Genomic DNA, 10,745 nt, shown 5'->3' with positions numbered 1-10,745 from the left:
ACGGCCGCCACGGCATCGTCGCTCACCGCGCCACACGCCGCGCAGGAACCGCCGTCCACACTCGCAGCGTCGCCGTCGTGGTACGGACGGAACTTGCTGTCGTCCATGTCCATAGCGAGCGGCTTGACGCTCTCCATCTTGAAGCCCTTGCCGGCACGCAGGTTCTCCTTCGCCACGGAAATCATGAGCTTGATGCGGTTAAGCTGGTTCACCTCGCTCGCGCCGGGGTCGTAGTCCACCGCGACGATGTTGCTCTCGGGGTGCTGGCGGCGCAGCTCCTTAATGACCGCCTTGCCCACCACGTGGTTCGGCAGGCACGCGAACGGCTGCGTGCAGATGATGTTCGGCGCGCCATGGTCGATGAGGTCGAGCATCTCGGCTGTGAGCAGCCAGCCCTCGCCCATGTTGTTGCAAAGCGAAAGAACCTGCGTGGCCTTCTCGGCCATAACGCTAATGGGCTCGGGGCGCTCGAAGCGAACGCTCTTCTCGAGCAGCTCGTCTACGGGCTTGCGCATCCAGTCGATGAGCCCGATCACGGCATCCATGCTCGCGCGCGATGCCGCCGAGCTGCCGAGTTCGTCTTTCTGCACCTTCGCGTTGCTCATAGAGTACAGGAAGAAGTCGAGAAGCCCCGGCACCACGGCCTCGCAGCCTTCAGCCTCGATGACGTCGACCACGTGGTTGTTCGCCGTGGGATGGAATTTGACGAGGATCTCGCCTACCACGCCCACGCGCGGCTTCGTACCCTCGCCCACGAGCGGCAGCGTATCGAACGCAGCGATGGCCTCGCGCGACAGCTTGGTGAAGCTGCGGCGCGTGAACTTGGGCGCGAGCTTGCGGGCGCGCTCCATGAACTGATCGAAGAGCGCGTTCGCGGAGCCCGGCGCAGCCTCGTAGGGGCGCGTGCGGTAGAGCATCTGCATCATCACGTCACCGAAGAGCACGCAGTACACGGCGGCCTTGAGCAACGGCACCGTAAGCTTGAAGCCAGGATTCTGCTCGTCGAGCTTCACCGCGGCCAGGCTGATCACCGGCACCTGCGGGTTGCCGCTCTCGCGCAGCGCTTTGCGAATGAGCGCGATGTAGTTGGTGGCGCGGCAGCCACCGCCCGTCTGCGAGATGATCACCGCGGTCTTGTTGAGGTCGTACTTGCCGCTCTCGATGGCCTCCATGATCTGGCCGGTCACGAGGATCGACGGGTAGCAGATGTCGTTGTTCACATAGCGCAGGCCCGCCTCGACGGCGCCGCGGTCGGTGGAAGGTAGCAGCACGAAGTTGTAACCCGCTGCCTTCATGACCTCTTTGACCAGGTCGAAGTGGATGGGCGCCATCTGCGGGCAGAGGATGGTGTAACCCTGTTCGCGCATCTCCTCGGTGAACTGCACCTTGGGGAAGGCAGCCGAGTTGGCGCGGCGCTGCGCGGAGAGCGCGTACTTATGCGTGGAGAAGGCCGGGGCGTCCTCACTCGGCGCCACGGGGGCGGCGTCGCCCTGCTCGTAGGCCTCGCCGGCGCGGGCGGCCTCGGCAGCGCGCTCGGCCTCCTGGTCCTTCAGCGCCGCCATGAGCGAGCGGATGCGGATGCGCGCCGCACCGAGGTTCGAGACCTCGTCGATCTTGAGCACGGTGTAGATCTTGCCGGAACCCTCGAGAATCTCCTGCACCTGGTCGGTGGTGAGCGCGTCAAGGCCGCAGCCGAAGGAGTTCAGCTGGATGAGGTCGAGGTCGTTGCGGAGCGTCACGAGCTTCGCCGCACGGTACAGGCGGCTGTGGAACATCCACTGGTCGACCACGCGGATGGGGCGGTCGGGTTTCACGAGGTGCGCCACGGAATCCTCGGTGAGCACCGCGAAGCCAAAGCTCGTGATGAGCTCGGGCAGCGCATGGTTGATCTCGGGGTCATTGTGGTACGGGCGGCCGGCGAGCACGATGCCGTGACCGCCGTGCTCCTCGATCCAGTGGAGCGCCTCCTCGCCCATGGTCTGGATCTGCTCGTGGAAGCGCGCGTCCTCCTCGTAGGCAGCGTTCACCGCGGCGTCGATCTCGGAACGGGTGATCTTGGGCCCGCGCACGCGACCGCGGCCCTCCTCCGCATCCTGCACGCGCTCGACAGCGATGAGCTCGTACAGACGGCGCTTGAGCTCGATCTTGTCGTGATACGGCACGAACGGGTACATGAACTCGACGTTCTTGCTCGCGATCTCGTCGATGTTGAGACCCAGCGCCGTGGGATAGCTCATGACGATGGGGCAGTTGTAGCAGTTGCCCGCCGCCGGGTCCTCCTTGCGCTCCCAGCGGATGCACGGCATCCAGATGAAATCGACGTCCTTGTCGATGAGATTCATCACGTGACCGTGGCTGAGTTTCGCCGGGTAGCACACGGACTCGGACGGCATGGACTCGATGCCCGCGTCGTAGGTCTTCTTGCTCGAATCGTCCGAGAGCACCACGCGAAAGCCGAGCTTGGTGAAGAACGCGTGCCAGAACGGATAGTTCTCGTACATGTTGAGGGCGCGGGGGATGCCCACGGTGCCGCGCGGGGCATCTTCCTCCGCAAGCACGGGACGGTTGAACAGCAGCTCGTTCTTCTGGGTGAAGAGGTTCGGCACCTGCTGCTTCTTGCCGTGGTTGCCCGCGCCCTTCTCGCAGCGGTTGCCCGTGATGAAGCGCCGTCCGCCGCCGAAGTCGTTGATGGTGAGCTGGCAGTTGTTGGAGCAGCGGCCGCAGCGCGCATGACGCTGGGTCACGGTGAGTGCGGCGATCTCTTCGGCGGTAAGCACCGTCGAGGTGCCCTCGGCGCCGGCACGGTCGCGCGCGAGCAGGGCCGCACCATAGGCGCCCATGCAGCCGGCGATGTCCGGGCGCACAGCGTTCACGCCGGTAAGGAGCTCGAAAGCGCGCAAGGTGGCGTCGCTCATGAAGGTACCGCCCTGGACGATCACCTGGGTGCCGATCTCCTTGGGATCGCGCAGCTTGATAACCTTGAACAGGGCGTTCTTAATCACGGAGTAGGACAGGCCCGCGGCGATGTCGCCCACCGTGGCGCCTTCCTTCTGTGCCTGCTTCACGCGGGAATTCATGAACACGGTGCAGCGACTGCCCAAGTCGACGGGCTGTTTGGCCGCGATGGCTTCGCGAGCGAATTGCTCGACCCCCATATCCATGGATACGGCGAAGCTCTCGATGAAGGAGCCGCAGCCCGAGGAACAGGCCTCGTTGAGCATGATGTGCTCGATGACGCCGTCTGCCACGCGCAGGCACTTCATGTCCTGGCCACCGATGTCCAAGATGAACTGCACGCCCGGCAGGAAGGCCTTCGCACCGCGTAGGTGCGCGACGGTCTCGATCTCGCCGGAATCTGCCTTGAGCGCCTCGATGAGCAGCGCCTCGCCGTAGCCCGTGGTGGTCACGTGGCCGATGGTGCAGCCCGCGGGGATGTGCGCGTAGAAATCGGCCATGATGGTCTTGGCCGTGCCCAAGATGTCGCCGTTGTTGTTGCCGTACCAGGTGTAGAGCAGCTGGCCGTCCTCGCCCACCATTGCGGCTTTCATGGTCGTGGAGCCGGCGTCCAGGCCGATGAACACGCGTCCCTCGTAGCCCTCGAGCTCGCCGCGCGGCACGACTTCCCGGTCGTGGCGGGTCTTGAACTCCTGGTAGTCCTCGGGCGTGGCGAAGAGCGGGTCGAGACGAGCGACCTCGGAACCCTGTGTGTCGCCAAGCGCATCGATTGCCTCGATAAGCTGTGGGAACGTTGAGAGCTTGTTCGACTCGTGCGCCATCGCGGCACCGCTCGCCACAAAGAGGTGCGCGTTCTCGGGCACGATGCGGTGCGTCTCGTCGAGCTCAAGCGTGATGTAGAAGCGCTCGCGCAGCGTGCGCAGGTTTTCCTCCGGGGAGACCTCGGGCAGCTCAGAGAGGTACTGCAAAGGACCGCCGAGGAATGCGACGTTGCCACGGATGGGGCGGCCGCACGCGAGGCCCGAGATGGTCTGCGTCACCACGGCCTGGAAGATGGATGCGGCGACGTCCTCCTGGCGCGCGCCCTCGTTCAAGAGCGGCTGCACGTCGGACTTGGCGAACACGCCACAGCGGCTCGCGATGGGGTAGATCGTGGTAGCACCCTTCGCGAGCTCATTCAGGCCGGAAGCATCGGTGTGCAGGAGTGTGGCCATCTGGTCGATGAACGCGCCCGTGCCACCGGCGCAGGTGCCGTTCATGCGCTGCTCGATGCCCTGGTCGAAGTAGATGATCTTCGCGTCCTCGCCGCCGAGCTCGATCGCGACGTCCGTGGTGGGGATGAGCGTCTCCACGGCGCGTTTGCTCGCGATAACCTCCTGCACGAACTCGAGACCGAGCCACTGGGACAGGAGCAGACCGCCGGAACCCGTGATGGCGCAGGTCATCTGCGCTTCTGGCAGCACCGCGGCAGCCTGCACGAAGAGATCGCGTGCGCAGGCACGCACATCGGTGTGATGGCGCTGGTACTTGGCATAGACGATCTGGTTCTCGTCGTTCAGCACGGCGAGCTTGACGGTGGTGGAGCCCACGTCGATGCCCAGATGCAGGTCACCCTGCACCGCGTCTGGGTTCCAGATCGCACCCTCGGACGCACCGCTTTCCGTGGCCGCAGCCGAAGCGGACATGTCCATCGTCTCGTTCATCTTGACGTCCTCACTCATGGGTGTTCCCCTTCTGTTCTTCACGCTGCAGGTTCAAGAGCTTCATGCCGTATGCCGGCACGTTGATATCGATGGGCTGGCCGTACAGGTCGCCAGGGCGCACGAAGGCGATGACCGTCATGATGCGCGCCATGGTCTCCGGGCTTTCGGCAAGACCGCCTGCGAACCAGCGCTGCACGACACCAACCTCGGCGGCAACCACGTACGATAGGTAGAAGTCGAAAAACGTACCGAGCACGCCCGGGAAGATGCCGGTCTTCATGCGATCTGCGACCGTCTCTCGCGCAATGGCCTGGATGCGCTGGACGAACGACGCGTCGCCATGCGGTCCCAGCAACGCCCCGATCACCGCGCCGTCGCGCTTGAGATACGCGAGCAGCTCGACCGACCCCGGTGCCGGCTCAAGGGCGTCGATGTTGCGATAGAGCGACGGCAGGTCGGCTGCAGCGATGCCCGTGATGCGTTCACGCAGCTCATCGAGGATCCCGGCTTCCACGCGATCGATGAAATCGGGGATATCCCGGTAATGTGTGTAAAACGTGCGACGCGTCAGGCCGGCGCGATCGGTAAGGGCGGCCACGGTCACGCTCGTAAGGTCATGCCCCGCGTTGATCTCGTCCGCCAGCGCCTGCCGCAACAGATGCTGCGACCGCAAACTTCGTCGGTCGGATTTCGCGATGCCACAGGTAATCGCCTGCTCAGATGACATGCTTCCCTTTCTTGAAGGCGAGAATTCGAGTCCAGGACTGAAATTCTCACTTTAGTCTTTCACTCGGTGAGTATTATTGCACACAGCGTGAAATAACAAGCGCCGCTCGGCGATTACCGTGAGGTATTCACAAGCATCAAGGGATGGTAAAGCGGCACGACGCGACAAGTGGGACTTTCGCACCGGGTCTGATTGTCCCAGAGGTGGGGCAATCAGACCCGGTGCGAAAGTCCCACCCACCCCCATTTCTCGAGAGGAAGTGTTACCAAGCTTTCGTTTTTGGCCAAAACCGCGGAGCGCAGTGGGTGGCGGGGCCCAGCGCGGCTCCCAAACCGCCCCCCGTTACCCCAGCGCGACGTCGAGCACCATCATGATCACGAACCCGGCGATGACACCGAGTGTGCCCACGTTGGAATGCTCGCCCAAATGCGCCTCGGGTATGAGCTCCTCAACCACCACGTAGATCATCGCACCGGCAGCAAACGCGAGCATCCAGGGCATGTACGGCGAGATCCAGCCCGCCGCAAGCACCACCGCCACGCCGAAGATGGGCTCCACGATACCCGAGAGGCTTCCCACCACGAACGCCTTCCAGCGGCTGAACCCTTCGCGGCGAAGCGGCAACGACACCGCTGCGCCCTCGGGAAAGTTCTGCAAGCCGATACCGAGCGCCAGCGCAAACGCCATACCGAGATACGTATCGCCCGCCGCGCCCGACGCCTGTGACGCCATCGCGAACAACAGCCCCACGCTCATGCCTTCGGGGATGTTGTGGAGCGTCACAGCGGAAACCATCAACGTCGTGCGCTTCCATCCCGCACGCAAGCCCTCGGGCTCATCGCTTCCCACATGGAGATGCGGCAGCAGTGTATCGAGCGCGATGAGAAACGCCACGCCCAGTAAAAACCCACCTGCAGCAGGAATCCAACCGATCTGTCCGAGCTCCTCCGCCTGCTCGATCGCCGGATTAAGCAGCGACCACACACTCGCAGCGACCATGACGCCCGCTGCGAAGCCTAGGAATATATGGTGCGCGAGCTTGCCGCGTTCGGGGTCTTTCCCGGTAAAGAGCACCACAGACGAACCCGCCGTCGTCATGAGCCACGTAAAGCCGCAGCCACATGCCGCCCATATAAGAGCGCGCGCAATTGAAGGATCCATCGAAGAGCCTCCCCTTCAAAGAGCAGTCTATCTGCCTTACCGGTACCCTCGTTCGCCGAACCTCATACGCCCAGATGCGCACGCACCACACCTCCGCGCACGCCTCGGCGCATGCTCGCCGACGCCGAACGCCGTGCTACTCGACCACGTACCGACCTTGCTGGGCGCGCACCGTACGCACCATGTGCCGTGGCACCGCATACGCGACATTGGATCCGATGACCGTCCCCGCCGCGCGCTTCGCCGCAGCGTTAGCATTCGACGGCGCATACGCATGGGCAAACCGCTCGAGCATCTGGATATCGTTGCCGCCGTCGCCATAGACCGCGACCTCGTCCTCGGCGATACCCAGGTGCGCCGCAAGCCAGGCAAGCGCCGCTCCCTTGTTGACGCCGGCGCTCGAAATCTCGAACATCACCGGCTGAAACGGCTCGTTAACCAGTGTGTCGGCATGATCCGCAAGGTAGGCGGAGAGCTCGCGCTTGAGCCCCTCATCGCGCGTGCGGCAATTGAGCTTGCAGATATCGTGCTCGAGCACTTGGTCAACGGTTTGCGAGAGGACGAGCGTGGGATCGCTCGCGGCGCGCTTGCGGTTGCGACGCATCATGGCCGCGCGGCTTAGCGCGTTCTTTCCCGAGAAGCCTGCCATCCACTCGTCGAACGAACCCGTTATGTAGGAACCCTCGGCCGCAACGCATTCGAAAACGATCATCGGAAACGTCCGCAGCAGATCCTCGACGAGCGCCTGATCGATGACGAACGACTTGAGCACCGTGCCATGGGCGTCGCGGATGATGGCGCCGTTCGATCCCACGATCTCGAGAGGCAAGTTGCCAAACCCATGGCTTGCGCCGGAATGCGAGGTGCGCCCCGTGGCGAGCACCATATGCGCGCCGGACGCGATGACCTCGCGCACAGCAGCCCGCACCACGCGATCTGCATGGTGGAAATAGTTGAGCAGCGTGCCGTCCAAATCGCTCGCAAACAGCTTGATCATCTACCGTGCCTCCGTGTGTCCACGCGCTTGTTGCTCTACCCATGATACGCAACACCGCACGCAACCAGCCACGGCTTTTTAACACTTTGGGGACGCTACAGCTCCGGATAGAGCGGGTGCGCGGTGAGGAGCTCCGTGGTGCGGGCGCGCACGGCCGCGAGCACGGCCTCGTCGTCTTTGTTGAAAACCGCGCGCGCGATGAGCTCGCCGATCTCGCGGAACTCCTCGGCCGAAAAGCCGCGCGTGGTGCCAGCGGCGGAACCCACACGGATACCGCTCGTCACAAACGGTGAACGCGGCTCTCCCGGAATGGCGTTCTTGTTGACCGTAAGCCCTACGCTATCGAGCAGGCGCTCGGCGTCGCGGCCGGTAACGTCGGCCGGCGTGAGATCCACCAGGCACAGGTGGTTATCCGTGCCGCCGGAAACCAGGCGCAGCCCTCCCGTGACGAGCCCTTCGCCCAGCGCGGCGCAGTTCTCCACCACATGCGCGATGTAATCACGGAACTCCGGACGCAGCGCCTCGCCGAACGCGACCGCTTTGCCGGCGATCACGTGCATGAGGGGACCGCCCTGCGTGCCCGGGAACACCGCCTTGTCAATAGCCTTCGCGAGCTCGTCGTCGTTCGTGAGGATGAGGCCGCCGCGGGGGCCGCGCAGCGTTTTATGCGTGGTGGAGGTCACCACGTCCGCATGCGGGAACGGGCTCGGGTGCGCGCCCGCAGCCACGAGGCCGGCGATGTGCGCCATATCGACCATGAGTTTCGCGCCCACACCGTGCGCGATGGCAGCAAGCCGCTCGAAATCGATGACGCGCGGGTACGCGGAGGCGCCGCCCACAATGAGTTTCGGCCGCTCCTGCTCGGCCAAGCGCTCGAGGCCGTCATAGTCAATCGTCTCGGTCACAGGGTCGAGGCCATAGGACAGGAAGCGATACAGCCGCCCGGAGAAGTTGACCGGCGAGCCATGCGTGAGGTGACCACCCTGGTCGAGGCTCATGCCAATGACCGTGTCGCCGGGTTCGATGAGTGCCGTGTATGCCGCAAGATTGGCGTTCGCCCCGGAATGCGGTTGCACGTTGGCGTAGTTGCAGCCGAAAAGCTTGCATGCACGGTCGCGGGCGAGGTCTTCGACCATATCGACCTTCTCGCAGCCGCCATAGTAGCGGTGACGCGGGTAACCTTCAGCATACTTATTCGTAAGCACGCTGCCCACGGCTTCGAGCACCGCTGGCGAGACGATGTTCTCGGACGCGATAAGCTCGATGGTGCCGCGCTGGCGGGTTAGCTCCTGCGCGAGCGCGGCAGCGACGGCGGGATCGGACTGGGCAACGTGATCGTAGGTCATGGCATCCCCCTCGTATTAGGTGAGAACCTGAGTCCTGGACGGTTATTCTCACTCGGCCGTGATGATCTGAGTCCTGGACGGATATTCCCACGTTGGGCTAGAACTCGCCGATGCGGTGCACCTCGGGTTCGAGCTCAACACCGAACTGCTCGCGCACCTCCGCCTGGATGTGCTCGATGAGAGCATTCACATCGGCAGCCGTCGGTGTTCACCACGAAGCCGCAGTGCTTCTCCGAAACTTGCGCTCCACCCACGCGATAGCCGCGCAGACCAGCGTCCATGATGAGCTTGCCGGCGAAATAGCCCGGCGGACGCTTGAACGTCGAGCCGGCGGAAGGCAGCTCGAGCGGCTGCTTCTCCTCACGGCGACGTTGGTAGTCGTCCATGCGGCCGCGAATCGAGGCCTCCATATCCGGCGTGAGGGCAAAGGTCGCCTCGAGCACCACGAGCCCATCCGACGCCACGCGGCTCTTGCGGTAGCCGAAACCCAGTTCGTCGCAGGTGAACGTGCGCACCGTGCCTTTCGCGCGCGTACCGTCTGGCAGCACGGCGCCCGGCACGTACGCCTGTACGGACTCGAGTACGTCGGCAATGCAAGCATCGTAGGCACCAGCGTTCTGATGACATGCGCCACCGATCGCCGTCGGGATACCCCACAAGGGCTCCAAGCCGGAAAGCCCAGCTTCTGCCGCCGCAAGGGCAACATCGCACAGCAACGCGCCTGCCTGGGCATGCACGCGCGTGCCCTCGACGCGCACCTCGCTCATGTTCTCTCGAAGCAGCACCACGACGCCGCGGATGCCCCGGTCGCCTACGAGCAGGTCGGAACCGTTACCCACCACGGTCAGGGGCACGCCGGCGATGGCGCATACGTCGAGCACGCGGGCAGCGGCCTTTGGCGTGCGGGGCGTAACCACGGCATCCGCCGGCCCGCCGATCTTGAACGTGGTGTGCTCGCGCATGGGCTCAGCAAGCAGCACGCTGTCTTCACCCGCCGCCGCGCCGAGCGCGCAGATGACTTCGTCGCTGATAGCGCTGTATTCGTGCATGGGGACCGCCTTCGCAGGGCGCGCAGCCGAACGCGCGCAGGGTCGCATCTTTGCCTGCTTCCACTATACCCCGACTTCGCGGCGCCCCACGAGATTGGCAGAAGCGGTGAGCTGGAGCACACCTGCCGCGGCGAGCGGGTGTAATTGGTTCCTCATCTGAATCACCCGCCCGCTGCATCGACTTTTTTCGACAGTTTTTGCTTGCTGGCGGCTACAACCGTCGAAATGCGGCGATTCAGTGAGATGGAATGGCTCCCGGCTCCCGGCTTCGCATCCTTTCCCGATTCCCCGCGGCAAAATGGGGTATAGTAGTCCCGCATAGTTTCAGGGTTGGGTGAAATTCCCTACCGGCGGTAACTGGCGAACGCCTCAGTGCAGCGTGGCACAGCGACACACGCGCCCGCGCCCCATGCCAGAAGCCCGCGAACCGCGTCCCCACGCGGCCGATCCGGTGCGACTCCGGAGCCGACGGTACAGTCCGGATGGAAGAAACGGAGGTGCTGCCATGAGCAGTTCCACCCGCGCCAACGCGCGCACCAGCACCGTCAACACCAAGAAGCTCGCCCTCGCCGCGCTCTTCACCGCCGCGTCGCTCATCTTGAGCTTCATCCAGATCCCCATCTTCCCGGCGGCGCCGTGGCTCATGTACGACCCTTCGGGCATCGTCTGCCTCATCGCCGCGCTCGCCTTCGGCCCCAAGCTCGGCGCCGCGGTCGCCATCATCTCCTGGCTGCCGCGCGTGCCCCTCGACCCGTTCGGCGCGCCCATGGGCATGGTCTCGACCTGCGCCCTCCTCATCCCCGCCGC

Annotated in this window: 6 protein-coding genes, 1 pseudogene and 1 riboswitch; of the genes and pseudogenes, 1 reads left to right on the top strand and 6 read right to left on the bottom strand. The window is 64.3% G+C overall.

The annotated features are described in order from the left end of the window. From QZ079_RS05245 to murB, 6 genes and pseudogenes are all read right to left on the bottom strand, one after another. On the bottom strand, window positions 1-4,646 hold a 4,646-nt coding region (locus QZ079_RS05245), incomplete at its 3' end, for a 2-hydroxyacyl-CoA dehydratase (RefSeq protein ID WP_297036000.1). Window positions 4,647-4,668: 22 nt separating this feature from the next. After that, window positions 4,669-5,385 carry a TetR/AcrR family transcriptional regulator gene (locus tag QZ079_RS05240; protein WP_297035997.1) on the bottom strand — a complete coding sequence of 239 codons (717 nt, stop codon included), beginning with the start codon at window positions 5,383-5,385 and terminating at the stop codon, window positions 4,669-4,671. Window positions 5,386-5,727: 342 nt separating this feature from the next. After that, on the bottom strand, window positions 5,728-6,546 hold the full coding sequence (locus QZ079_RS05235) for a ZIP family metal transporter (RefSeq protein WP_291288238.1): 819 nt from the start codon (window positions 6,544-6,546) through the stop codon (window positions 5,728-5,730). 136 nt (window positions 6,547-6,682) lie between these two features. Beyond that, entirely contained in the window at window positions 6,683-7,543 is an 861-nt protein-coding gene (locus tag QZ079_RS05230; protein ID WP_291288237.1) for an HAD-IIB family hydrolase, read from the bottom strand. A 95-nt stretch (window positions 7,544-7,638) separates the two neighbouring features. After that, complete coding sequence (gene glyA / locus QZ079_RS05225; RefSeq protein ID WP_297035990.1) at window positions 7,639-8,889, bottom strand: serine hydroxymethyltransferase; 1,251 nt, start codon at window positions 8,887-8,889, stop codon at window positions 7,639-7,641. A 97-nt stretch (window positions 8,890-8,986) separates the two neighbouring features. Further along, a pseudogene (gene murB / locus QZ079_RS05220) lies at window positions 8,987-9,938 on the bottom strand (UDP-N-acetylmuramate dehydrogenase). 316 nt (window positions 9,939-10,254) lie between these two features. After that, a riboswitch (FMN riboswitch) is annotated at window positions 10,255-10,436 on the top strand. 7 nt (window positions 10,437-10,443) lie between these two features. Here murB and QZ079_RS05215 point away from each other — a divergent pair. Continuing rightward, window positions 10,444-10,745: ECF transporter S component (locus QZ079_RS05215; protein WP_297035987.1), on the top strand; the 302-nt coding region annotated here is incomplete at its 3' end.

Origin of the sequence: uncultured Enorma sp. (genome assembly GCA_905210055.1) — a bacterium.
In the GTDB taxonomy this organism is placed as follows: Bacteria; Actinomycetota; Coriobacteriia; order Coriobacteriales; family Coriobacteriaceae; genus Enorma.
This window is presented reverse-complemented; position numbering and strand designations above follow the sequence as displayed.

What these genes read in the sequence shown, in the direction of transcription:
- QZ079_RS05240 (WP_297035997.1), bottom strand. Translation starts at nt 5,385, where the DNA reads ATGTCATCTGAGCAGGCGATTACCTGTGGCATCGCGAAATCCGACCGA.
- QZ079_RS05235 (WP_291288238.1), bottom strand. Translation starts at nt 6,546, where the DNA reads ATGGATCCTTCAATTGCGCGCGCTCTTATATGGGCGGCATGTGGCTGC.
- QZ079_RS05230 (WP_291288237.1), bottom strand. Translation starts at nt 7,543, where the DNA reads ATGATCAAGCTGTTTGCGAGCGATTTGGACGGCACGCTGCTCAACTAT.
- glyA (WP_297035990.1), bottom strand. Translation starts at nt 8,889, where the DNA reads ATGACCTACGATCACGTTGCCCAGTCCGATCCCGCCGTCGCTGCCGCG.